Below are 23603 nucleotides of genomic sequence, written 5' to 3'. Positions count from 1 at the left end.
GAAGAGCCGGTCAAACTAAAAACCCCTTGGGGAGGATGAAATGCTGACGTCGGAACAGATCGATTTCTACCACGAGAACGGCTACGTCCTTGTCGAGGACGCCGTGCCGCCTGACACGCTCAAGGCGCTCCGCGACCTCACCTACGACTTCATCGACCGGTCGCGAAGCGTCACGGAAAGCGATGCGATCTTCGACCTCGACGAGGGGCACAGCCGCGAAACGCCGAAGCTGACCCGGATCAAGCTTCCTCACAAGCAGCACCCGCTTTATTGGGAAACCGCCAAAAGCGAGCGTATCACCGGCATCCTCAAGTCGCTTCTCGGTCCGAACGTCCTACTTCAGACCAGCAAGCTGAACACCAAGGCTCCCGGCGGCGGCGCAGCGGTCGAATGGCATCAGGATTGGGCCTTCTATCCCCACACCAACGACAGCCTCCTTGCCTGCGGTCTGATGCTGGAGGACGTCACCGAGGAGAACGGTCCGCTGATGGTAGTCCCCGGAACCCATAAGGGACCAATCCTCAGCCATCACAACAGCGACGGCATCTTCTGCGGTGCCGTCGACCGTGACGATCCGCTCTTCGACAAGGACAAAATAGTCACGCTGACCGGCAAGGCCGGAAGCATGACGATCCACCATGTCAGGACCCTGCACGGCTCCGCTCCCAACCGGAGCGACCGGGCGCGGCTGATCATGTTCCTGGAGTGCCACGCCGCCGACGCCTGGCCGCTGCTCGGGTCCAGCGCCTATATCCACCGCCTGGGCCAGCAGGCGATATGGGACGACGCCAAGGAACGCCTGATGTGCGGCGAGCTTACGATCGAGCCACGCGTCGAGCCGGTTCCGGTACGTTTGCCGCTGCCTCCCGCACCGGACGCCAGCTCGATCTTCAAGGTGCAGAAGACGGCCGGCGTCAGGAGCGCCTTCGCCGTCTGATCCCTCGCCGCACAAACCGCGGTTCAGGAACGCGTCGCCACGGCGCGAATAACAAAGATAATCAGGGGAGGAAGAGCGATGAACATGCTGAGGAAGCTCGCGCTTGCGGGCGCGTTCGCCATGAGCCTCATGACGGCGCCGGCAAGCGCGCAGCAGACGTTGACCTTCGGCGGATCGGACGCCGTGGGTTCCCTGTTCGATCGGGCTAATGCTAAGTTCGCCGAACTGGTCAACCAGCGCGGCGGCGACAAGCTGCGGATCAACTACATCCAGGGCGAGCAGCTTGGGAACGACATCGACGTCATCCAACAGATGATGCAGGGGTCGGTCCAGATGTACGGAGACGTTCTCGACTGGTATGGCAACTGGGTGCCCGACTTCAACGTCCTGAACTGGGGCTTCACCTTCCGCGACAGCGACCATCTCGAGAAGTTCCTGGCCAGCGACCTCTACGCGGCGGCGGCGGAGCGCTTGAGGAAGGAGCAGGGGCTGAGGATTCTGTCGGCGGCCTCCACCCAGCCCCGAATCCTGCTTGCCAAGCGCGCCGTCAATACTCCCGACGACCTGAACGGCATCAAGATGCGGGTGCCGGAAATCCGCACCTACCTGCTGCTCTGGCAAGCGCTGGGCACCAAGCCCAGCCGTTTGGCCTGGGCGGAGATCTTCCTAGGCCTGAGCACGGGCACGGTAGAGGCGACCGAGGGACCGGTGTCGGCGACATACGCCGCGAAGCTCCATCAGGCGGCCAAGTTCGTGATGAGGACGGATCATCTGCTGTCCACGCACCACATCACCATCAACGATGCCGCCTATCAGGCGCTCGAGCCGGATCTTCAGCAAATACTCGTCCAGGCCGCCAAGGAGACCAGCGCGTGGGTTCGCCGGCAAGGCGAGGCCGAGACCGAGCAGGTCGTTCAGAACATGGCCAACGAGGGCGCTACCGTCATCAAGGTGGATCGTGAACCCTTCGTCCGGAAAGCGCTGGAAGGGGTCGCGGAAATGGAGAAGACCGGGGTCTGGCCGGCGGGGCTTTGGGAAAAGATCCGGGGTCTCTGAACTCGCCGATCCGACGACAAGCGGATCCAATAAAAAGCTGAATGGAAGCTCTCCGGCGCGGCAATGCACCCGCGCCGGAGAGCCCGTGCGCAGGGGAGCAAGCGGGTGGATCTCATACTCAAACCTTGGCGCAGTCTTCTGGCAGGCATCGCCTGGATCGAGCGGTTCCTGATCGTCGTCCTCATCGCGGTCATCGTCATCAGCATCACGGGTCAGGTCATCTCCCGTTATGTCTTCGGCGAGCCAATCGTCTGGGTCGAGGAAGTTGCCACATACTCGTTCATCTGGGCGACGTTCATCGGCGCTTCGCTCGGTCTCAAAAGCGACCGGCACGTCAAGATCGACACTTTCGTCGGGCGGCTGCCGCCGCGCGCGGCTGCCATCTTCAAGGCCCTAGTATTCGCCATCATCCTTGTCCTGCTTATTGCGATGCTGCCGAAGGTCTGGATCAACGTCCAGCTCGAGATGCGGCGCATGACCGTGGCGCTTCCGGTCATGGTGCCGATCGGCTGGTTCTTCTCCGTTCCGCTGTTCGTCGGGCTCGCATCCATGGCGCTGACCGCCGCCTACAGGCTGCTGGAGGAGGCGACCTTCTGCCTTTCAGGGCGGCACAGGCAGGTCATTCAAGAGGAATACGGCGACGATTCCTCGTCCGACGGCGAGATCGAACGCGCCTTCTCGGGGAGCGCCACATGAGCGTCGCCAGCCTCTTCTTCATCTTCGCCGGTCTGGTGGTGATCGAAGTGCCGATCGCCTTCGCGCTGATAGCCGCCACCATGACTTTCCTGACAATCGCCTCCCCGCTTCCGCTCACCATCGTCGCCCAGCGCATGGTATCCGGGCTGGACAGTTTTCCGCTGCTGGCGATGCCCCTGTTCATCCTGGCCGGAAACCTGATGAACCGGGCTGGATTGGCTTCGCGAATCTTCGCCTTCGCGCTGTCCCTGCTCGGGCACATCCGGGGAAGCCTGGCGCATGTCAACATCGGCTCCAGCATCATCTTCGCCGGCATGTCGGGAGTGGCCCAGGCCGACGCCGCCGGTCTTGGCACCGTCGAGGTGCGGGCGATGCGCAAGGCCGGCTTCGACCCCGCCTTCGCCGCTGCGGTCACGGCCGCGTCGTCGATCATCGGGCCGATCATCCCACCCAGCGTCATCATGGTCATCTATGCGGTGATCGCCCAGGTTTCCGTCTCGGATCTCTTCCTTGCGGGAATCCTTCCCGGCCTCCTGATGGGCGGCTTCATGATGCTGATGGTCTGGGTCCTGGCAGTGACGGGACGCATCCATGCACCGGTGCGTCCGCGAGCGACCGCGCGCGAGATCGGCCGGACCTTCATGGCCGCCCTGCCCTCCCTGCTCGCGCCGGTGATCCTGATAGCAGGACTGCTCAGCGGAGCCGCCACACCTACGGAACTGGGGGCGCTTACCGTCGTCTACGCGATCGGTGTCGGCTTCGTTCAGGGAGAGCTGACCCTGGAAGGACTGCGCCGCTCGGTAATCGAAACGGGAGTGACGGCCGGCGTCCTGATCTTCATCATCGCGGCGGCGATACCGTTCGGCTGGGTGGTCTCGATCAACAACCTGCCGGCGCAGCTTGCGACGACATTGCTCGGCCTGTCCAACGACCCGAACGTCATCCTGCTGCTCGTGAACCTGATCCTGCTGGTTGCCGGGCTGGTCATGGAAACCACGGCGATCCTCCTGATCGCTGTGCCGGCGCTGCTGCCGCTGGCGCTGGCTCTTAACATCGATCTGGTGCATTTCGGCGTGGTGGTCGTCCTCAACCTGCTGATCGGGGCGACCACGCCGCCCTTCGGCGTTCTCCTGTTCATCATGATGGACATCGCCAAGGTCAGCCTGGGCCGGTTGGTTATCGCGATGCTGCCGTTCTACGTGGCGCTGCTGGGCGCGTTGCTGGTCGTGACGTTCTGGCCCAGCTTCGTGCTTTTCCTGCCCAATTTACTGGGCCGGTGAGATACCGGCACTCAGCGCCGGCGCTGAGTGCCGTTCCACGACGGAGCAAACCGCTCAACCCGTCTGCTTGGAGGGAAGACGGATCAAGCCGTTGCCTCCAGGATATCCAGTCCACGGTTGCGGTCGATCACGTAGACCAGTTCGCGCTCATCGACGAAGACGTCGTTGCTCTGCGCGCAGGCCTGCCCCTTCGGGGGTTCCGGGATGAACCAGCCCGTTTCCTTCGGCGCCGTGGGATCGGATATGTCCAGCATGCGAAGCCCGCCGGAAAACCAGGTGCAGTAGAGGCGGTCTCCCGTCACCCGTTCCTGGAACTGGTGAGCGCCGAACCTTGCTCCGGCGCGGGCGAAGGGCGAGTCCAGTTCGCTCAGGTGGAACATGCCGATCGGTCTGATATCGGCCCTGTCCTCCACGTCGAAGAACCAGAGCCCGCCATGGAGCTGTCCATGGGTGTGGTCGTGCTCCTCGTCCACCGCGACCGCGACCTGCCTGCCCTGCCACCGGACGGGGACCGGAGCCACGGTATGGGTCGGCTCCGGGAATGGGGGATGGTAATCGTAGGCGCCGATGGTTCGCAGGTTGCCGATGTCGGAAGCGTCGATCACCCGCAGGCCGGCGTACCAGACCGAAGCCCACAGCTCGTCCCCAAAGCGGAGCGCATGATGCAGGCGGTTGCGCTGACCGGTCCAATGGGGAGTTTCCCCGCCAGCGACATGCTGACCGGGCATCGACCAGCGCGATACCTCGGCGGGCCGGGCCGGATCGGCGATGTCGTAGACGACCAGGATATTGCCGACATAACCTTCCATCTCGGTGGAAATATAGGCGTATCGGGCATCCATGTCGAAGCGGTGGACCCCGACGCCGTGTGTCCTGACATAGGCGATCTCGACCGGTCGCGCCTTGTCCGAGATGTCGTAGACCTTGAAGCCGCCGTCGCGGTACCCGTGGTCCAGCACGTGCCGCAGGCGCGGCAGCAGGTTTTCTGGAATGTTGAGGTCGGCGGCGACTTCCGCATCGGTGGGAGGGCGGCCCAGGCGGGCGGTCAGGCCGGTCGTCGCCTCCGCCAATTTCGCTCCCCGCCGCAGCGCATGCCGGTCATTCTGCTCGACATTGGTGATCATAAGGTCGCCGACGACGCGGACCTTATGAGTGTGAGAGTCCTCGGTCGGGAGTTCGATGGAGGAGGCGACACGCGGATTGGCCGGATCGCGGACATCGACGATGGTGGTCCCATGTGGCGGCTTCATGTGCCCGACATAGGCGTAGCCGTCGGAAACGGTGACCTGCCCTCCGCCGGGCAGGTCGAGGTGACCCACCAGGCGGAGGTTCTTGGACAAGGGCATGTCGGCCATCAGGCTTGGTCTCCCGTCAAGGCGGTCGGCGCCCGGTCCTGAAGGTTCTTCCTCTGCCGCTCCTGCTGCTTGCCGCGCAGCCAGGGCAGCAATACCGACAGCACGACGAAGGCCCACAGGACGTTGGCGGTTGTCGAGGAGAACAGGATGGTCAGATCCCCCTGCCCGATCCGCAGCGAGCGCAGCAGGTACTGCTCGAACAGCGGTCCCAGGATCACGCCGATCAGGATCGCGGTGACGTGGTAGTTGGTCTTGCGGGCGATATAACCGATCACGCCGAAGACGAGGGCAAGGCCCATGTCGAATACGTATTCGCGGTTGGCGAAGGCGCCGACGATGGTCAGGGACAGGATCAGCGGAACCAGGATCTTGGTCGGTATCAGCACGACCTGGCTCATATAGCGGGCGAGCGGCAGGATCGTGAAGATCATCACGATGTAGGACAGCGTCATCGAGAAGAAGATGCCGTAGGCGATGTCAGGCGATTCGATGAACAGGCGAGGACCGAGCACGATGCCGTGATATTGCAGCACGACCATCATGACGGCGGCGGTGCTGCCGCCCGGCACGCCGATCGCCATCAGCGGGACCAGCGTGCCCGAAGTGACCCCGTTGTTCGCCGATTCAGGCGCCACCACGCCCGGAGCGAAGCCCTTGCCGAATTCCTCGGGGGTCTTGGAGAACATGCGGGCCTGCTGGTACGCCACGAAGGACGCGATGCTGGCGCCCGCTCCCGGAACGACACCGATCAGCAAACCCACGAAGCTGGTCCAGATCGTCAGCCACCAGTATTTGAGGCTGAGCCGCAATCCCTCCAGGGTGTCCGCCCACTGCGCCTTGGTATCCACGACCGACGAGCGCGGCACGACGGTCGAGCGCTCCATCATGCTGAACGCTTCGGAGATCGCGAACAGCCCGATCAAGGCCGGCACCAGCGGCACGCCGTCGTAGAGTTCCAGAAAACCGAAGGCGGCGCGCGGCGTGCCGTAGATATGGTCGGTGCCGATGGCGCCGATCATCAGGCCGAAGAAGCCGGCGATGATGCCTTTCAAGGGATCGTCGGCGGCGATGGCGGCTATCAGGACAAGGCCGAACACCATCACCGCGACCATCTCGACGCTGCGGAGATAAAGGCCGAGCTGGGCCAGGTAGGGCAGCAGTGCGACGGTCGCGACGCTGGTGACCAGACCACCGACCGTCGATGCGACGAAGCAGAGGACGAGCGCCTGCTGCGCCTTCCCCTTCAGCGTCATCTGATAGCCGTCCAGCGTGGTCGCCGCCGCACCTCCCGTCCCTGGCATGTTGACAAGGATCGCGGGGATGCCGCCGCCCAGATGGGTCGCGCAGTAGAGCGACACCATGAAGGCCAGCGCGACGTTGATGTCCATCGTGAGCGTCAGCGGCAGCAGGATGATCAGGGTGTTCTGCGCGCTGAAGCCGGGTATGGCGCCGACCACGATGCCGAGCAGCACCGCCGGCACCACGATCCAGGTCAGCATCAGGGTGTCGGTGATCAGGGAGAGAAGGAGCGCGTTATCCCAACCCATGGTCAGATGCCTCCCCCGAACAGCGGAGCCAGCCCGTTCTCGATCGGTCCGGCGGGGAAACGGGCGCCCAGCAACACGATGAAGACGATATAGACGGTGGCCGAAACGCCGACCGCGACGCCCAGCAGGGTTGCCGGCGACCGGACGCCGAGAATCCACATGGCGGCCAGCATCACCGCGAACAGACCGAGCGTCGTTCCCAGCCACGGGATCGTCATGACGAACACGATCAATGCTGCGATCAGCATCAATCGCTGGCCCTGCGCCGGCGTCCATTGGGCGAAGTCGCCGAAGCCCAGGCTGCCGGTCCCGTTGCGGAGCTGGACCACGACGCGGGCGACCTGAATGGCGATCAGCACCAGCAGCGTTACGCCCACGACCGTCCCGTTGGCCCGCGCTTCCCAGACCAGATTGAACGACGAGATCAGGTAGTAGAGGGTGAAGCCGGCGGCGAGGACCGGGATGATCAGATCGGCGCCCAGCTGCGCCTTCCGGCGCTGTTTCAGCGTCCGCGATACGTCTACGCTCATGGTGTCGCTCCCTGGAGCATCGGGTTACCGCTGCGCGCTGAGCACCGGTTCGTAGCGCTTGGCCAGTTCGACCATCGCGTTGGCGTATTCGGTGCAGACTTGGCGGCTGCCGAATTTCAGCGATTCGACCGGCGCTCCCGTCTTCACGAAGGCATCGCGGAATTCCGCCGAGGCATGGGCCTGCTCGGCGGTCTTCTCCAGCATGGCGAAGTTCTCCGGATTGGCGTCCGCCCATTTCGCGTGGACCGCCCAGGCGCGCGAGGAGTAGAGGTCGGGGATCGAGGAGCCGAAGACGGAATTGATCGTCGGCGCGTTCTCGGTGATGCCGGCGAAGATGTTTTCCTTGTTGAAAACGCCGAGCACCTTGAACTGGCTGGTGAGCGAAAGCACGCCGGTTATCGGGAGCGCCCCGACATCGGCCTCCCCGTTCATGACAGCGACATAGGTCGGGTTGCCACCGCCATAAGGGATCAGGTTGTAGCTGGAGCCGGTAGCCTCGCCCAGTGCCAGCAGGCCGATGGAAGCCGGATGGGGAATACGGCTGACCGCCACGTTGAGGGGCTTCTTCTTGGCCGCCTCGACGATCGACTTGACGTCCTTGTAGGGACTGTCGTTCCGGACGAAGATGCAACTGTCGTCGATATCCGTCCGGCCGAAATAGATGAAGTCTTCCGGAAAGCGGTAGTTCGGCTTCTGCACCGCATACATGATCATTTCCGGACCCATGTTGCCGAACAGCAGGTTGTAGCCGTCGGCCTCGCGCTGCCTGACGAACAGCTCGTATCCGATCTGGCCGGCAGCACCGGGATGGAAGGTGTATTCGAACTGGTGCTTGAGGAGCTTGGACCAGGCGTCGTCGAAGGCGCGCGCCAGCCGCTCGGCTCCGCCGCCCTGCCCCGTCGGGATGATTACGCGGAAGTTCCGCTGCGGGTAACTCTGCGCGAAGGCGCTGGAGAGCGGCATGCCAGCCAGCACTCCGGCTGCGGTCAGGCCGCCGCAGAACGCCCGACGGGACATGTGCAGTGATCGGTTCGGTGAGTGATTCATGGAAGTCCCTCCCCTTTGTTTTTTATTGGGATGCCTGCCGGTCAAGTAACCGCAGGCTGGTGCTGGTCAGCCCCGGTAGACGGGGGCCGGCTGTTCGAAGAACGAATTGAGGATGTGGTAGACGAGCGCGTGATTCTTCTGCTGGAAGCTGGCATGGGCAATGCCCGGCATCACCGCGAACTGCTTGTCCGGATTGGGCAGCGCCGCGAAGAACTTGAGCAGGTCGTCCATGCCGGCGATCCCGTCGTATTCGCCGCGCATGACGATGGTCGGCACGGTGATGCGCGCCGGATCGATCAGCGGCAGGTTCTCGCACATGTCGATGTAAGTGCCGTTCGGCATGGAATCGTCGAGCGCCAGGATGGCATCGGCGAAGGCTTCAACGGTCTTCTCGTCGGCGGTTCCGGGGTGGTCGCGGTTGAAGATCGAATGGACGAAGGCCCGGTCGATCGGACGCCGCTTCATTTCCTTGAACTGCGGCAGCTTCTTGCGCCGGTCGGCCAGCGTCGGACTGCCCTCCCCCGTCCAGACCATCGCGTCGAGCGCCAGACGCGCCACGCGGTCGGGGTGCCGCTCCGCGAAGAGGGCCGCGCGCAACGCGCCGGACGAAATGCCGTAGACCAGCAGCGGGCCGCTGTCGCGGTTGGCCAGGATATAGGCCGAGGCGGCGGCGAGATCGTCGGCGCCGTCGGAGATGTTGGAGGTTATGTTCCCGTTCTTGTCGGAACGTCCGTAGCCTTCCATATCGACGCACCACGTATCGAACCCGCGCCGGCTGAACCAGTCCATGACGGAGGAGTCGTCGCGTCCAGGAACTTGCAGGTCGAAGGTCGGCGTGGAGGCCATCGAGGAGCCGTGGACGAACAGGATCGTTCCGCGCTTGGCGGTTCCTTCGACCGCCGGCTTCTCCCACAGGAAGAGACGCACGTCGCCCTTCTTCGTCCTATGTTCGATACCGGTCGAGGTCTTCTGAGGGGGCCTCTGGGGGGTCTGGGTTGTCGTCATCGGTTCATTCCCCGTCTTTGAGCCAATCAGTGACCAATTGGCAATAGGTTTACATTGGGCGACAATGGTGAACCATTGTCAAGCCGATGTTTCCTCAAGGATGCGTATTGCTGCGGAGCGGAAACCAATCGTGGATTGGTCAAACCGGAATTCATATCAGGGGCCGAAGACATCGACCTGGGTGGACAGTGCTTGTTGGGCCACGGCCCAACCTACGAAGCAGAAGCCTGTAGGTTGGGCCGTGGCCCAACACTCACGGAATGCCGGTCAGACTCTTCGGCTCCTGGTATCAGATGCCCAGCCGCCGGAGCTGGCCTTCCGGGTAGCGGAGACCGGAAGCGGCACCTGGCGGGAACGCCTCGTCCAGTGCCTTCAAGTCGGCGTCGTCAAGGGTGATCCGGGCCGCGGCCACGTTCTGCTCCAGCCAGGAGCGGTGCTTGGTCCCCGGTATCGGCACGATATCCGGACCGCGCGACAGGACCCAGGCAAGCGCTACCTGGGCGGAAGTCCGGCCGTTTGCGTCGGCGATCCGGTCCAAGGTTTCGAGCAGACCGAGGTTCCGTTCGAAGTTGCCTTCCTGGAAACGCGGATGGGCATGGCGCCGGTCGGCAGGAATCAGATCGTCACGCCGGCGGAAGGTTCCGGTCAGGAACCCGCGTCCGAGCGGGCTGTAGGGCACCAGCCCGATACCGAGTTCACGCAGGACCGGAATGATCACGTCCTCGGCATCGCGGGTCCACAGCGAATATTCCATCTGGAGGGCCGATACTGGGTGAGTGGCGTGGGCACGGCGGATAGTTTCGGGACCGGCCTCGCACAGGCCGATGAAGCGCACCTTGCCCTGTTCGACCAGACGCGACATGGCGCCGACGGTTTCGGCGATCGGGACGTCTGGATCGACCCTGTGCTGGTACAGGAGGTCGATGACGTCGATGCCGAGGCGGCGCAGGCTGGCGTCGCAAGCCTTGAAGACATGCTCGGGGCGGCCGTTGACCCCTCCCCTCTCGCCGTTGGGGCCTCGGATGTTGCCGAACTTGGTGGCCAGGACGAGGCCGTCGCGCCGGCCGGCTATGGCGCCGGCGATCAGCTGCTCGTTGCGGCCGTCCGCATAGGCGTCCGAGGTATCGAAGAAGTTCACGCCGAGTTCCAGCGCCCGGTGAATGGTGGCGACCGACTCCACGTCGTCCGGGACGCCGTAGTCGCCGGTCATTCCCGAACAGCCGAGGCCGATGACGGAAACGACAAGCCCGGCTCTTCCAAGATTGCGGCGCTCCATTCTCGTTCCTCCCCGTTTTGTTATGCCCGTTCGTTGGGGCGTGTCCTGTGTTGCCTTGCGAGGTGCCGTTTCAGCCTGCCGCGAAGGCGGCGATGCCTTGCAGCAGGTAGACGGCGCCGACGCCCAGCACGATCCGCTGGGTCCAGCTGCGGAACTGGATGTCGGTCAATCGTTCAAGCATCGCCCGGCTGAGGCTGGTTCCCGCCATCGCCAAAACGACGGAGATCGCCAGCACGGGCCAGCCGAGTTCGCTGCCGCCCTCGCCGATGATGCGTCCGAAATACACCAGCTTCAGCAGGTGCGTGGCGACCTGACAGGCCGCCTTGGTAGCGACCACCGCCCGCCGGTCGAGCGGACAGCGGACGAAGAAGACGTCCAGCAGCGGCCCGGATACGCCGGACAGGAGCTGGAAGGACGTGCCGATGAAACCGCATAGTTCGGCCCCGCCGATCCTGTCCGCCCGTGGTGCTGCCCAGTCCGGTACCATCCAGGCGAGGAACGGCGTCAATCCGAGCACTACCAGCACAAGCGGCGGATCGGGCACGAAGCGCACCAGCGAGAAGGCGGCGAAGGCGATCGCCGAGCCGATCAGGTAGCGCAGCAGGATCGGCCATGCGACATAGCCGCGCCACAAGTAGGCACGCCAACCGTTGGACGCTGTCTGGGTGACCCCGTGCAGGACCATGGCGGCGGGTACCGGCAGCAGGAGCAGCAGGGCGCCCATGTAGATCATGCCGCCCGCCATGCCGAAGATGCCGGACAGGAACGACGTCGCGAGCACGATGACGGATATCAGCAGAATGGCGCCGATGCTCACGACTTGACCCACATGAGTTCTGCACTCCATCGTGGACCAAATATGAGCCAATCACCCATCACGAATTCACCGGACCGAGCAGGTTGGAGCGGACGAGAAGCAGGTGGTCGCGCAACTCGTTCCGGGCGGTGACGGCGTCGCGGTCCGCCAGCGCGTCCACGATGCGCCTGTGCTGTTCCTGATAAATCCGGCGCCGCTCGGGCGTCAGGGAGCGGTGCTTGAGCCGGAGCCATTCCGGCTGGTTCCGCGTCTCGTTCATGGTCGCGTAAAGGTCCATCAGCAGGCTGTTCTTGGACGCAGCGACGATCGCGACATGCAGTTGGCCGTCCCAATGCTCGAAATCCGCGATCTCGCCGGCCTGTTCGGATTGGGTGAGGCAATCCCTGATCCGTCGCACGTCCCCCGCATTGGCGCGAAGTGCCGCCAGTTCGATCGCCGCCGGTTCGACCACGAGACGGACCTCCATGATCTCGGCCGGACTGGCGCCGTGAATGCGCAGCACCAGGCTGTCGGCGGAAACCGGAACGAAGGAGTCCAAAGCCCGGCTTTGGGGAAGATCCTGCCGGGCCGGCGCCACGAACGATCCCCGGCCGACATGCCGGACGATCCTGCCTTTGTCCTGGAGCAGCTTGAGGCTCTTGCGCAGGGTATTGCGGGAAACCCCGAACTGCTTTTCCAGGTCGCGCTCCGGCGGTAGCTTGAACCCGGCGGTCCAGGAACCGTCCGCTATGTTGCTCTCGATAAGCTGGACCAGGGCATTGGCTCCCGTCGCGGCGCGTGTGCGAATGTTGCGTGTATCCATGGGAGGTCTCGAGGTCCGCAGAGGTGAGCCAAACAGAACCCATTTCTAGCCGCCGGACAACCCGTCGGCAACAGCCTTGGAAGCAGCTTCACAAGCAGCCTTCTTAAGGGAATTCAGGAACGTTGACGTCGTTCCGCTGCTGCTTTCTCCCGGTCCGACATGATCCATGATTGCGCGGACGGCGCCATTTGGCAATAATGGATTTCCTAATGGTTTAGTAATGGTTCAGGAGTGACGGATGAAGTTCGCGACTTTCCGGATGGGTGGCCGCAGGATGACCGGCCTTGTCGATGCTGAGGCTGGCAAGGTGCGACCGCTCGACATGGTCCTCGGCGAGCCTGTTGCCGACATCGTCGATCTGATCCGGCGCTACGACGACCTGAAAGCCCGCCTCGCCGGCATCGGCAACGAGGGCGATGCGGTCGACCTGTCCGACGTGGAACTGGAGGCGCCGATCCCGCGCCCGGCCCGTAACGTCATGTGCGTCGGGAAGAACTACTTCGACCATGCGCACGAGTTCAGCCGTAGCGGCTTCGACAGCAGTTCCAAGGATCGGTCGGATGCGATTCCTGAAGTGCCGATCATCTTCACCAAGGTTCCGGAATCGGTCGTTGCCGACGGCACCGATATCCGCTATCCGGAAGGCATCAGCGACAGCATCGATTACGAGGCCGAACTGGCCATCGTGATCGGCACGGGCGGCCGGGGCATATCGAAGGATCAGGCTTACGGCCATGTCTGGGGCTACACGATCATCAACGACGTGACCGCCCGCGATATTCAGGGGCGGCACAAGCAATGGTTCCTCGGCAAGTCATTCGACACCTTCTGCCCGATGGGACCTTGGATCGTCACGGCGGACGAACTGGACCCGGCGTCTCTGGCAGTCCGGTGCTGGGTGAACGATGAACTGCGACAGGACGCGAATACCTGCGACCTTATCTTCGATATCCCGACCCTGATCGAGACGATCTCCGCCGGCATCACGCTCCAGCCCGGCGATGTGATCGCGACCGGTACGCCGGCCGGCGTCGGCATCGGCTTCAACCCGCCCAAATATCTCAAGAGGGGCGACCGGGTGACGATCGAGATCGAAGGCATCGGCCGTCTCGCCAATACCTTGCGCTGAACCGTGCGCCGACGGCCGCAACAAGGATGGCGGCATCAAGAAAGATGTGTGGGGGGAAACATGCAGAGTGAACAAGCCGGCTGGCGCAGCCTGCTTTTCGTGCCGGCGAACCGGCCGGACCGTTTTGCCAAGGCTGCGGCCAGTGGGGCCGATGCGGTCTGCGTCGATCTGGAAGATGCCGTACCGCCGCAGGGCAAGGAACAGGCCCGCACCGAAGCGGTGCGCTTTCTCACTGGTCCGCCGCTTGGCGAGTGCGACCGCGTCGTCCGGATCAACAGCATCCGCACCGAGGCCGGTCTGCGCGACATGTTGGCGATCATCGAGGCCCGTCCGCGACAGGGCCTCATAGCGGTCCCCAAGGTGGATTCGGCACAGGAAGCCGGTTGGATCGACCAGCTGCTTGCCGTTGCCGGCCTGGACATGCGGATCGTCGTCCAGATCGAGACGCTGCGCGGCATCGAAGAGGCCACGGCGATTGCCGGCGCCTCGCCTCGGATAGCCGCCGTGATGTTCGGCGGCCTGGATCTGGCGGCGGAACTGGGATCGCCCGCCACATGGGACGCCCTGCTCCACGGTCGGTCGCGGGTTGTCCATGCGGCGGCGCTTGCCGGGGTTCCGGCCATCGACATGCCCTTTGTCGATGTCGGAGATCCCGACGCCTGCGCCGGCGAGGCTCGCCGCGTGCTTGGTCTCGGTTTTTCCGCCAAGATGGCGATCCATCCGACCCAGGTGCCCGTCATCAACGCGGCGTTTTCGCCGACGGATGAGGAAATACGTCAGGCTCGCCGTATCGTCGCCGCGTTCGAAGACACCGCAGCCGCCTCGTCGGGCGTCGTGCTGCTGGACGGCAGGATGGTCGAACGGCCGGTTGCACTTGCGATGCGGCGCGTGCTGATGCGGGCAAGGCGCGGCGACACGGCGTCCTGACCGAGGTGTTAGCCTGGGCTGAGCGGCATGCTACTGGGCCTAGTGCATGCCGTTTACGCGACGAAAAGATAATCTTGGCCTTCGCTCAGGCCGACCCTATCCACTGTAACGCTTCCCGAAATCCAGGTGAACACGGTCGTTCCATCCGTTTCCTTGACAGAGACATCGTCGCTGCTGGCAAAACCTCGAAATTTCATCACGTCGAGATCGTTAAAGCCGACGATAATGTCCTTACCCTGGTAGTCTTCGTACTGTTCCGTGCCGGCATGATAGATGAACTGATCTCTGGAGTTCTGCGGGCTGACCAACGTGTCGTTACCTCCGCCGCCGTCGAAGACGCTGCCGCTGGAGGCGGCGGCAACGATCAGGTGCTCGGATGCCCCGCCGCCATTCAGGAAGTTGATGGGTGAGAAACTGACGACCGTGATGGGATCGTCGCCGCCCTGATAACCGAATTCCGGCACCTGACCATCCACGGCTGTGATCTCGATGCGCTCGAAGTTACCGAACCGGCTTCCCCGCCAAGAAGGATCCTCGTCGTTCGGCGATCCCCAGCCGGTGGTTCCCGTAGCCGAATTGACACCGAGGAACCCGGCATAGGGAAAGTTACTGCCCATCTCGATCCGCAATGTATCGGCGCCCGAACCGCCATCCGCGTAGCTGCCGCTATACTCGTCCGCGTTCCGATCGGGTCCGGTCAGGATTATGGTGAAGTCCAGGACGACGGTGTCGTTACCGGCATCCCCGAATACCTGATTGGCACCACGTCCGCCGTGGATCTCATCCTTGCCATCATCGCCGAATAGCCTGTCGTTGCCGTCGTCACCCATCAGCCAGTCGGCCCCGCTGCCTCCCAGTGCGAGATCGTTCCCAGCTCCGGCTTCGATCCGGTCGTCGCCCGTGTCACCGTGCAGGATGTCATCGCCCTCTTGTCCAAAGATTTGGTCGTTGTCCCAGTCACCATGGATGAGGTCGTTCCCGGTGCCGCCCAAAGCCGTATCATCGCCGGAACCGGCGTGAATCTGGTCTTCGTGCGGCCCACCGTCCAGGACGTCGTTGCCCTTGTCGCCGTAGAGCAGGTCCTGGCCGGTGCCGCCGGAGAGATAGTCGATACCGTCGTTGCCATGTATCCAGTCGTCGCCGGCTTCGCCGCGCAGACCATCATGTCCCTTACTGCCGAATAACCTGTCGTCGCCGGCCTGCCCCCAGATCCGGTCATTGTCGCCAAGACCTTCGATCCAGTCGGCGGCGGAGGTTCCAACCAGGTCATCGCGTGCATCCGTGCCGATGATAGTTGCCATTTTGCGTTTCTTCCCCTGTTGCCGTCACCACCTTGGGACGTGATCTGGCTGGAAGGGGAACGCCGTGCCGACGGTGCGTCATTAACCTGGATCAGGAAGAATACCGGAACCTAGGGACCATTTGTAACGGCATCGCCCTGGAGTCACTCCGGCTGCTCGATGGCTCCGATCGATGGTGCGGAGGCCGAACGCGCCTTGCCTGATGAGTCCAGCAGGGTGCCGGTAACGCCGCTGCCGGATTTGAGAGCCGGGCTGCCGGACACCGGGGCGTAGCGTTGCCTGGCGTCGTCAAGGCCCGTCAGACCGTCGTCGCTGGGATTCCGTACGACCTTGGCGACATCGTAGCGGCTGACCACCTTGTCGAAGGACTGCGGGAAGGTGGGCAGGCCGTTACGCTCGTACTGCTTGAACAGTCCGGCCCAGACCTGCGGTCCGACGCTGAAGCTGCCGACATTTCCATCGTTCCAGGCATACATCAGGGGGGTGGACGCCGTGTTGACGACCAGATTGTCGCTGATCTCGATCTGCTGATTGCCGCTTTGGCCACCGGCCGCGTTGTTTCCGTAGGTCAGGCGGAAAACGGCGTAGGGTGAATCGCCGACGATCGTGTTGTTGTAGATCAGCCCGCGCACCACGCCCCGGACCTCGATGGCGCTGTCGTTGTAGTCGGCGATGATGTTGTTCCGGGCGACCTGATCGGTCCCTTCCTGACTGGGGAGATCGGGGTCGAAGTATTGCGGGCCGGTATTGCCGCCCAGCATGAGGGCCGAATTGCCGCGGATGCCGCTGATCAGGTTGTCCTCGATCAGCACTCTTGTCGATCCGCCCTTGAAGAAGATGCCGGAATTGCCCTGCGTCGGGTCGTGTATCCAGTTGTTGCGTACGACAGCCGTCCGGACGCCGACGCCATCGACGACCGCGTTGTTGATCGGCTGCTGAAGGTCCGAGTCCTCGATATAGACGTTTTCGACATCGGCCTTTATCGGGTTGTTCCGGTTTATCTTGATGGCCGCTCCCGACCCGGTGCGGAGCGAGTGGATCTTCATCGACCGGACGATGATGTTGCGGATCGAGCCCTGCCACGGCGAAATGTGAAGATTGTCGCCCTTGCCGTTGATGATCTCCAACCCCTCGACGACGACGTTGGAAGCGGCGATCTGGAATGAGCCCGTGTTGTTCAGGTCGATCGTCGGAGTGGCTCCCGGAGCGGCGCGGACGGTGATCCATTGTCCGGGAGTGCCCGAGTTGAGCAATGCCACCCCGTTGGTCGCCCGGTACACTCCCTCACCAATTTCCAGGATATCGCCCGGCTTCGCCTTGTTGAAGGCATCCTGGAGAGACTGGCCGCTGGCAACCGGTACTTTCCGGCTTCCCGTTCCCTGCGGTTCTGGCGTTTTGAACCATTCCGGATCAGCGGCCGCACTGGCGGCTCCGGAAAAAGCCGCCAGCGCAACCAACAACGTCAGGCAGAATTTCGACTTCATAGATAACCACCGCACCGTGTGACCTGAGGTGCGTGGTCTTAATGCGTCCCGTGGCGCATTAATGCATCATTTTGTTAAACACCAGTCGGACCGGCTTCGGCCTAAATACCCCACAACGGCAGCTTACATATTCCACGATGTTGTCACATCAGGCCAAGAAGTAATCGATGCCTTCCACCAAGCCGATCTTGTCCACCGTGACTACTGTGGGGCCGAATTCCCCACCATTTGCCTGAATGGTGAAGCAGGTCCGTCCCGCACTCTCCACGACGCTGGCCGTCAGACTTCGTCCGTACATCATGTCTTCGAAGTAAAGGAAGTCGCCGGACTGCGTTCCGGCACCGTTGAAGCCGGTGATCCTGGCGTCGGTGCCGCCGGAAACATCGAAGCGGAATGTGTCGTTGTCCAAGGCGCCGCTGATGATGGTGTCGGTACCGCCGTATCCCGTCAGGATGAAGGTATCGTCCCCGCCCCCGCTGCGCATGATGTCGCTGGCGGTGTCGCTGTAGAACAGGTCGTTCCCTGTGGTCCCCGTCACGTCGATGCCGTCGGAAAAGCCATGGCCGCCGTAGAATTCCAGCCGGCCTGCTCCGGTCACCGTGATCTTCTCGATCCCGGAAAACTGACCGGCATCGTGCGAAGCACTTCCTCCGGCCTCCTGGAACGCAATGCTTCCCGCCCCCTGGCCCGTGACGATCAGTCTGGTTGCCGCCGCCAAGGCCGTTCCCGCCCCGGCGAAGGTCGTGTTGTTGTAGAAATGCAGGGAATCGCGTCCGTTTCCGCCATCCAGGACACTGTCCGCCAAGGGGAGGCCGGCGGGAAAGTTGCCGGTGAAGGGATTGGAATGGAGGGTATCGCTCCCCTCTCCGCCATACAGGTACGAAACGCCGGTGCCGCCCATCAGGACATCGTCGCCCGCTTCCCCGTAGAGCCTGTCCGTTCCGGAGTCGCCGTAAAGCCTGTCGGCACCGTCGGCGCCCCAGATCGTGTCGTCGCCGGCACGGCCATAAAGCGTATCGGCCCCTTCATGACCGTACATGGTGTCGCTGGCGGCCGTTCCCGTGGTCACGGCGCCGCTGGTGGCTCTGATCGTCGCCAATCTTCTCTCCGGAAATGGGGTTTAAGAACCAACGGGATATTAACCTGAGATAATCGCTTCAGTCTGGACAATGATAGTTAAGATCTATTTACCAATATTTTCAATTACCGTGATCGATCTAGCCGGAAGGTGCGGATCGGCTGCCTTCCTCTTCCATATGATGCAGGAGCTTGGCGATCTGTGTAGCCAACTGACGTTGCGTGTAAGGTTTTCCCAGCCGGGGAAGGTCTATGTTGAGCCCGTCCGGCAAGTCGGCATAGCCGGTCGCGAGAAGCACCGGTAGGCCGGGATGGCTTTTCCGTATACGGAGAGCGAGATCGGCGCCGGTCATTCCCGGCATGGCGTAATCGGTCAGGACAAGGTCTACCCGGGTTTCTCCCGACAGGATCTTCAGCGCTTTCGCGCCGGAACTTGCTTCCAGCGCCACATGGCCGAGATCCTCCAGCATGGCGGTGGTGCTCATCGAGATCAGCGCATCGTCGTCAACCACCAGGATGGTTGCCGGGCCGGCCTTTGCGACCGCTGTCGGCTGTGGCTCCGCTTGGCGGACCGGGATCGCGGAGGTCGGCAACCAGATCTCCGCCGTGGTGCCCTCCCCCGGAGAACTGCGCAGCCGGAGCGTACCGTTGGACTGGACTGCCAGCCCATGAACCATGGCGAGCCCAAGACCGGTGCCCTTGCCGATGCCTTTGGTCGAGAAGAACGGCTCCATGGCACGGGACAAGGTCGCTTCATCCATGCCGGCACCGGTGTCGCTGACCCGGAGAACGACATAGGTTCCCGGCATGACCTCGCCGTGCAGGAATCTGCTCTCGTCGGAATGGTCGAGAGCGATCGTCAGCTTGCCGCCGTCCGGCATGGCGTCCCTGGCGTTGACAGCCAGATTGAGGAGGGCAAGCTCCAATTGGTTCGGATCGACTTGGGCCGGGGGCATCCGCGGGGCGGCTTCCAGGCGCAGTTCGATCATGGGACCGATCGAGCGAGTCAGCAGGTTGGTCATGCCCTGGACCAGTTGGACGACATCGACCGGCTGCGGCTGAAGGTCCTGCCGTCTCGCGAAGGCCAGGAGCCGCTGGGTGAGGGCGGCGCCACGCTGCGCACCCTGCATCGCGCCGTCGATGAAGCGCAGAAGCTTTGGGTTTTGCGGCATGTGCCGGCGCAGCAGGTCCAGATTGCCGACCACCGCCATCAGCAGGTTATTGAAGTCATGAGCAACGCCGCCGGTAAGCTGCCCGATCGCTTCCATTTTCTGCGATTGGCGCAATTGCTCCTCGACGCGTTTCGGCTCTCTTAGGTCTCGTGTCACGGTGGCGAAGTTGACCGGCTGTCCGGTGGCCGGATCGCGGATCAGGAAGAAGTCGAGATGCACTTCGATGGGCTTGCCGGTGTCGAGATGGCAAAACTGAAACTCTCCGGCCCATCGTCCGTCCCGCATCGCCGCTGGCATGATCTCGTCGGCAAAGCGGGCGCGATCCTGGGGAAGCAGATAGTCCAGGATGGCGGTATCCGTAACACTGTCCCGATCGGTCAGCCCGACCATGTGACGGCCTGCCCGGTTGATGTAGAGCAGGGAACCGTCCAGCGCCGCCACGCCGATGAAGTCGGATGAAGCTTCGACGGTGGAGACCAGCCGCTGGCGCTCCAGGGAAAGCCGCTCGACGTCGGTGGTCCGCTCCGCCACCCGTTGTTCGAGAAGCTCGTTGACCCGGTCGCGCTCGGCATCCGCGGCCTTGCGGTCGGTAATGTCCAAGGAGACCCCGACCATGCGGTGAGCGCACCCGTCGCGGCCGAACACGACACGCGCCATGAGTTCGACCCAGTGGATGGTGCCGTCGGGCCATATCACCCGGTTTTCGGCGGCATAATCGGCACCGGTCGCAACCGCATGGGCTACTGAGTCCTGGATGCGAGTCCGGTCAGCCGGATGGACCTGCTCCAGCATTTCGGCATAGCTCAGCGAAGTATCGGGCGACAGGCCGAAATTGGCCTTGCACCGCTCCGACGACGTCAGCGTCATGGTGTCGAGGTCGAGTTCCCATGAGCCCAGGCGGCCGGCCTGAAGCGCCAGCCGCAGCCGGTCCTCACCCTCGCGAACCTCTTCCAAACGTGCCCTGGCTTCGTACTGCCGGCGCCGTCCGCGAAGAGCGGTGGACACGGTGCTGATCAAGGTCATGGGGTGGAAGGGGCGTTCCAGGAACGTGACGTTCCCCAGCAGGCCTGCCAGACGCTGGGCGGCCGGGTTGCGCTCGGTTCCCCCGCCCCGGACGGTCAGCAGAACGAAGGGAAAATCGGACCAGGCAGGCTGGTCGTCTAGCCAAGCCACCAGCGCCTGGAGATCACCGTGACGGATGGCCTCGTCCGTCACCAGGGCGGCTCCGGCACCGTCCGCTATGGCTCGCGTCAGAGCCGGCAGATCCCGGTAGATCTCTCCCTCAATCCCGGCCTCTGCCAGGATGGAGCGCGCCACGACGGAGTCGCGCCCCATCGACGCGAAGATCACGACCCGCTCGGACCGCAGCGGATGAGCTTCACTCAATTGAGATCGTCCATGAGAAGCGTGTCGTCATCGGTGCCGATGAAGGTCGGTACGCCGCGAAGCACCCCCTGGAACTGCTGAAGGGGCTTGCCGATCTCGATGCCCCGATCGGAGATACGGAATTCACGAATCGTGTCCTCATGGGCGCTGGCACGCTTCTTGACGACCGAAATGGCCCGGCGGACGCGTCCAATCGCCTCGAAGTAGCGCAGCAAAACGACCGTGTCCGCCAGATACGTGACGTCGACCGGCGACTTCATGTCGCCGACCAGTCCATGCTGCGCAACGGTCAGGAAGGTGTTGACGCTTTGCCGGTTGAGGTATTGCAGCAGCTCGTGGATATGCAGGATCAGAAACTTCTCCTCCGGCATCGCTTCCTGGTAGCCGTTCAGGCTGTCGATCACGACGGTCCGGACATCCTTTTCGTCGACCAGCCTGCGCACCTTGTGGGCGAATTCACCAGGGGACATTTCCGCCGCATCCACCTGTTCGATGAAGATGCTGCCGGTGTCTAGCAGCCCTTCCAGATCGATACCCATCTGCCTTGCCCGGCTGAACAGCAGACCAAGTTCCTCGTCGAAGACGAAAAGCGCCGCGCGTTCTCCACGCGATGCCGCCTGAACGATGAACTGCTGCACGAGTAGCGATTTCCCCGTGCCAGCAGGACCGAGGATCAAGGCACTCGATCCGCGCTCGATCCCGCCGCCCAGCAGCAAGTCGAGTTCGCTGATGCCGCTTTCCAGCAGAGTCCGGCTGAATCCCGTTCTGTGCTCCGATGCTACCAGACGGGGAAAGACGTGAACCCCGCCTCTAGAAATCGTGAAGTCGTGATAGCCACCCCGGAAAGCCTGCCCGCGGTACTTTATGACCCGCAAGCGGCGGCGTTCGGCGCCGTAATCCGGCGCCAGTTCCTCCAGCCGGATGACTCCGTGGGCGACGCTGTGGACCGTCTTGTCCGTCGTGTCCGCCGTAAGGTCGTCGAGCATCAGGACCGTAGCGGCGTTCCTCGCGAAGAAGTGCTTGAGAGCCAGGATCTGACGGCGGTACCGGAGAGACCCCTGGGCGAGCAGCCGGATCTCGGAAAGGCTGTCTAGCACGATCCTCGACGGCTTGATGCGCTCGACCGCCTCGAAGATCATTCGCGTCGTCTCGCCCAGTTCTAGATCCGAGGAGTAGAGCAGGCTCTGCTGCTGGTCGGGGTCGAGCAAGCTTTCCGGCGGCACGAGCTCGAAGACCTCGATGCTATCGTCCAGCGTCCACCCATGGGACGCGGCGCCCTGGCGCAGTTCCCGCTCTGTCTCCGACAAGGTGATATAGAGGCCTCTTTCCCCGGCTTCGGCCCCGGTCAGCAGGAAGCGGAGCGCCATGGTCGTCTTGCCGGTGCCCGGCGATCCTTCGAGCAGGAAGACGCTGTCGCGTTGCAGTCCCCCGGATACGACGTCGTCAAGGCCCGGAATGCCAAATGCCGCCTTGGGAATGGCGTCGGAGGTGTTGAGCATGCTGGTCTCCGGGCATCAGCCGTCACGGGTTCAGGTTCGTTCGCACGAACTCGAATAACTACCACAATCAATGCTATGGGATGGAAACCGTTGCTGAACCGCGCTCACATTTCTGGCTGCCCGGTTCGCTGTCCCGATCTGGACCGGGTTACCAGGATCGGCACAATGCCTCGTCTATCCCGCTGCGGCCGGCCGCACCGATGAGGTGAAACCTCATGTAATAGACCGCCCCCTCGGAATCGTGCCGTTCCAGCGCCTCGACGATGTTTTCATGCTCCGCGATCGGTTCGAAAAGCCGGTTGCGGGCCGTCAGCGGGACGCGGTGGCTTTCCAGGACCATGGTCGACAGACTGTCGTACATGTCCTTGAAAGCCTGGTTTCCGGCAGCCGATACGATCGTCGTATGGAAACTGAGATCGGCCTGGACCACCCCTTCGAGCTGTCCGGACTCGAGGAACTGCTGCATCGTCCCGATACTCCGGCGCAGTTCTTCGATCTCCTGCCCGGTGATGCGGAGCGCCGCCAGGCCGGCGGTATAGCCTTCCACCAGCAGGCGGACCTGGAACACGTCCTCCTTGGGGATGCGGCTGCCGAAGCGCCAGCCGCCGGACGAGCCTTCGGTGCAGACGACGGCGCCGCGTCCGGGATCGATCCGGATCGATCCGAGCGTTTCCAGCACGCTCAGCGCCTCGCGCAGCGATGCGCGGCTGATGTTGAACATGACCGCCAGATCGCGCTGTGACGGCAGTCTTTCGCCGGGCTTGATCTCACCGGACGCGATCATTTCCTGGATGCGCCACACGATGGTTTGCGGAACCGGTGCGCGCGCACCGTTGAGAGGGTTCATGGTCACTCCGGGTCTGATGATTGTCCGCAATCCTGCATCGGGATGAACGGCCTGACATGTATGGACGATCCAATTCAGGATTCACTCCCCGGCACCGTTCCTAGCCGGTTCGGAAGGCCATACCCGCCTAAGTTGATGGTAACCTGCCGTCGACTTCTCTGTCATCTGTTCTGACCGGCAGTGGAAACAAGCGATGGAAATAAACTGTGGTCTGACCGGTCGGAGCGACCTTGTGTCCGGCAGCGAGAAGTGTTCGCGCCTAAAAAATAGTATTCGACCGCTTTCTCACTGAGCATGCTGCGGAAACTTTCGGCATACGAAGAAAAAACTTGCGTAGTGAATTATTGTATGATGAAGCTATGTGGTCTTACCGGTATGACATAGCCTCAAAGCCGACACGCTTCCTGGGAGATCGTTGACTGAGCCGCGACCG

Annotated in this window: 20 protein-coding genes; 6 read left to right on the top strand and 14 right to left on the bottom strand. The window is 62.9% G+C overall.

Annotation, left to right across the window (positions count from 1 at the left end; translation table 11 throughout):
* Positions 1-40 precede the first annotated feature (40 nt).
* From N826_RS17390 to N826_RS17375, 4 genes are all read left to right on the top strand, one after another.
* Complete coding sequence (locus tag N826_RS17390) at positions 41-937, top strand: phytanoyl-CoA dioxygenase family protein (RefSeq protein WP_044430848.1); 897 nt, start codon at positions 41-43, stop codon at positions 935-937.
* Positions 938-1015: 78 nt separating this feature from the next.
* Positions 1016-1993, top strand: coding sequence for a TRAP transporter substrate-binding protein (locus N826_RS17385; RefSeq protein ID WP_084720843.1), 978 nt, complete (start codon positions 1016-1018; stop codon positions 1991-1993).
* 105 nt (positions 1994-2098) lie between these two features.
* Positions 2099-2689, top strand: a complete 591-nt coding sequence (locus N826_RS17380; protein ID WP_044430846.1) for a TRAP transporter small permease — start codon at positions 2099-2101, stop codon at positions 2687-2689.
* Positions 2686-3969, top strand: a complete 1284-nt coding sequence (locus tag N826_RS17375) for a TRAP transporter large permease (protein WP_044430844.1) — start codon at positions 2686-2688, stop codon at positions 3967-3969. The genes N826_RS17380 and N826_RS17375 overlap by 4 nt, the downstream gene beginning before the upstream one ends.
* A gap of 83 nt (positions 3970-4052) precedes the next feature.
* On the opposite strand, the gene N826_RS17370 is transcribed toward N826_RS17375, so the two are convergent.
* From N826_RS17370 to N826_RS17335, 8 genes are all read right to left on the bottom strand, one after another.
* On the bottom strand, positions 4053-5324 hold the full coding sequence (locus tag N826_RS17370; protein ID WP_044430842.1) for an LVIVD repeat-containing protein: 1272 nt from the start codon (positions 5322-5324) through the stop codon (positions 4053-4055).
* Positions 5324-6871: a tripartite tricarboxylate transporter permease gene (locus tag N826_RS17365; protein ID WP_063772268.1), complete on the bottom strand. Its 1548-nt coding sequence runs from the start codon at positions 6869-6871 to the stop codon at positions 5324-5326. The genes N826_RS17370 and N826_RS17365 overlap by 1 nt, the downstream gene beginning before the upstream one ends.
* Before the next feature lie 2 nt (positions 6872-6873).
* Positions 6874-7401, bottom strand: a complete 528-nt coding sequence (locus tag N826_RS17360) for a tripartite tricarboxylate transporter TctB family protein (protein ID WP_044430840.1) — start codon at positions 7399-7401, stop codon at positions 6874-6876.
* A gap of 24 nt (positions 7402-7425) precedes the next feature.
* Positions 7426-8448 (bottom strand): Bug family tripartite tricarboxylate transporter substrate binding protein, encoded by a 1023-nt coding sequence (locus tag N826_RS17355; protein WP_063772267.1) that lies wholly within the window; start codon positions 8446-8448, stop codon positions 7426-7428.
* A gap of 66 nt (positions 8449-8514) precedes the next feature.
* Complete coding sequence (locus N826_RS17350) at positions 8515-9453, bottom strand: alpha/beta hydrolase (protein ID WP_044430839.1); 939 nt, start codon at positions 9451-9453, stop codon at positions 8515-8517.
* Positions 9454-9742: 289 nt separating this feature from the next.
* Positions 9743-10729, bottom strand: a complete 987-nt coding sequence (locus tag N826_RS17345; protein ID WP_044430838.1) for an aldo/keto reductase — start codon at positions 10727-10729, stop codon at positions 9743-9745.
* 70 nt (positions 10730-10799) lie between these two features.
* Positions 10800-11558, bottom strand: a complete 759-nt coding sequence (locus tag N826_RS17340; RefSeq protein ID WP_244619478.1) for a sulfite exporter TauE/SafE family protein — start codon at positions 11556-11558, stop codon at positions 10800-10802.
* 46 nt (positions 11559-11604) lie between these two features.
* Positions 11605-12348 carry a FadR/GntR family transcriptional regulator gene (locus N826_RS17335; RefSeq protein ID WP_044430836.1) on the bottom strand — a complete coding sequence of 248 codons (744 nt, stop codon included), beginning with the start codon at positions 12346-12348 and terminating at the stop codon, positions 11605-11607.
* 238 nt (positions 12349-12586) lie between these two features.
* On the opposite strand from N826_RS17335, the gene N826_RS17330 reads away from it, so the two are divergent.
* A complete protein-coding gene (locus tag N826_RS17330) occupies positions 12587-13477 on the top strand; it encodes a fumarylacetoacetate hydrolase family protein (protein WP_044430834.1) in 891 nt (296 codons plus the stop codon).
* 60 nt (positions 13478-13537) lie between these two features.
* Entirely contained in the window at positions 13538-14404 is an 867-nt protein-coding gene (locus N826_RS17325; protein ID WP_044430833.1) for an HpcH/HpaI aldolase/citrate lyase family protein, read from the top strand.
* Positions 14405-14457: 53 nt separating this feature from the next.
* Here the strand turns inward: N826_RS17325 and N826_RS40180 are convergent, their stop codons facing one another.
* The 6 genes from N826_RS40180 to N826_RS17295 form a co-directional block, all read right to left on the bottom strand.
* The gene (locus N826_RS40180; protein WP_052831493.1) at positions 14458-15705 is read right to left on the bottom strand and encodes a calcium-binding protein; all 1248 of its coding nucleotides are present in this window, start codon (positions 15703-15705) and stop codon (positions 14458-14460) included.
* A 143-nt stretch (positions 15706-15848) separates the two neighbouring features.
* Positions 15849-17189: a right-handed parallel beta-helix repeat-containing protein gene (locus tag N826_RS17315; RefSeq protein WP_044430831.1), complete on the bottom strand. Its 1341-nt coding sequence runs from the start codon at positions 17187-17189 to the stop codon at positions 15849-15851.
* 148 nt (positions 17190-17337) lie between these two features.
* Entirely contained in the window at positions 17338-18288 is a 951-nt protein-coding gene (locus tag N826_RS17310; protein ID WP_044430829.1) for a calcium-binding protein, read from the bottom strand.
* Between the two features lie 118 nt (positions 18289-18406).
* Entirely contained in the window at positions 18407-20824 is a 2418-nt protein-coding gene (locus tag N826_RS40175) for a PAS domain-containing protein (protein WP_052831491.1), read from the bottom strand.
* Complete coding sequence (locus N826_RS17300; protein WP_044430827.1) at positions 20821-22323, bottom strand: ATPase domain-containing protein; 1503 nt, start codon at positions 22321-22323, stop codon at positions 20821-20823. Before N826_RS17300 ends, N826_RS40175 begins: the two co-directional genes overlap by 4 nt.
* A gap of 148 nt (positions 22324-22471) precedes the next feature.
* A complete protein-coding gene (locus N826_RS17295; protein ID WP_044430826.1) occupies positions 22472-23170 on the bottom strand; it encodes a FadR/GntR family transcriptional regulator in 699 nt (232 codons plus the stop codon).
* Between the last annotated feature and the right edge of the window lie 433 nt (positions 23171-23603).

The sequence above is a fragment of the Skermanella aerolata KACC 11604 genome, assembly GCF_000936425.1.
Taxonomy (GTDB): domain Bacteria; phylum Pseudomonadota; class Alphaproteobacteria; order Azospirillales; family Azospirillaceae; genus Skermanella; species Skermanella aerolata.
Note: the sequence above shows the minus strand (reverse complement) of the source record. Positions and strands in the feature narration are given on the sequence as shown.

Excerpts from the sequence above, each read along its gene's own strand:
- N826_RS17390 (WP_044430848.1), top strand. The coding sequence starts at position 41 with ATGCTGACGTCGGAACAGATCGATTTCTACCACGAGAACGGCTACGTC.
- N826_RS17385 (WP_084720843.1), top strand. The coding sequence starts at position 1,016 with ATGAACATGCTGAGGAAGCTCGCGCTTGCGGGCGCGTTCGCCATGAGC.
- N826_RS17375 (WP_044430844.1), top strand. The coding sequence starts at position 2,686 with ATGAGCGTCGCCAGCCTCTTCTTCATCTTCGCCGGTCTGGTGGTGATC.
- N826_RS17370 (WP_044430842.1), bottom strand. The coding sequence starts at position 5,324 with ATGGCCGACATGCCCTTGTCCAAGAACCTCCGCCTGGTGGGTCACCTC.
- N826_RS17365 (WP_063772268.1), bottom strand. The coding sequence starts at position 6,871 with ATGGGTTGGGATAACGCGCTCCTTCTCTCCCTGATCACCGACACCCTG.
- N826_RS17360 (WP_044430840.1), bottom strand. The coding sequence starts at position 7,401 with ATGAGCGTAGACGTATCGCGGACGCTGAAACAGCGCCGGAAGGCGCAG.
- N826_RS17355 (WP_063772267.1), bottom strand. The coding sequence starts at position 8,448 with ATGAATCACTCACCGAACCGATCACTGCACATGTCCCGTCGGGCGTTC.
- N826_RS17350 (WP_044430839.1), bottom strand. The coding sequence starts at position 9,453 with ATGACGACAACCCAGACCCCCCAGAGGCCCCCTCAGAAGACCTCGACC.
- N826_RS17345 (WP_044430838.1), bottom strand. The coding sequence starts at position 10,729 with ATGGAGCGCCGCAATCTTGGAAGAGCCGGGCTTGTCGTTTCCGTCATC.
- N826_RS17335 (WP_044430836.1), bottom strand. The coding sequence starts at position 12,348 with ATGGATACACGCAACATTCGCACACGCGCCGCGACGGGAGCCAATGCC.
- N826_RS17330 (WP_044430834.1), top strand. The coding sequence starts at position 12,587 with ATGAAGTTCGCGACTTTCCGGATGGGTGGCCGCAGGATGACCGGCCTT.
- N826_RS17325 (WP_044430833.1), top strand. The coding sequence starts at position 13,538 with ATGCAGAGTGAACAAGCCGGCTGGCGCAGCCTGCTTTTCGTGCCGGCG.
- N826_RS40180 (WP_052831493.1), bottom strand. The coding sequence starts at position 15,705 with ATGGCAACTATCATCGGCACGGATGCACGCGATGACCTGGTTGGAACC.
- N826_RS17315 (WP_044430831.1), bottom strand. The coding sequence starts at position 17,189 with ATGAAGTCGAAATTCTGCCTGACGTTGTTGGTTGCGCTGGCGGCTTTT.
- N826_RS17300 (WP_044430827.1), bottom strand. The coding sequence starts at position 22,323 with ATGCTCAACACCTCCGACGCCATTCCCAAGGCGGCATTTGGCATTCCG.
- N826_RS17295 (WP_044430826.1), bottom strand. The coding sequence starts at position 23,170 with ATGAACCCTCTCAACGGTGCGCGCGCACCGGTTCCGCAAACCATCGTG.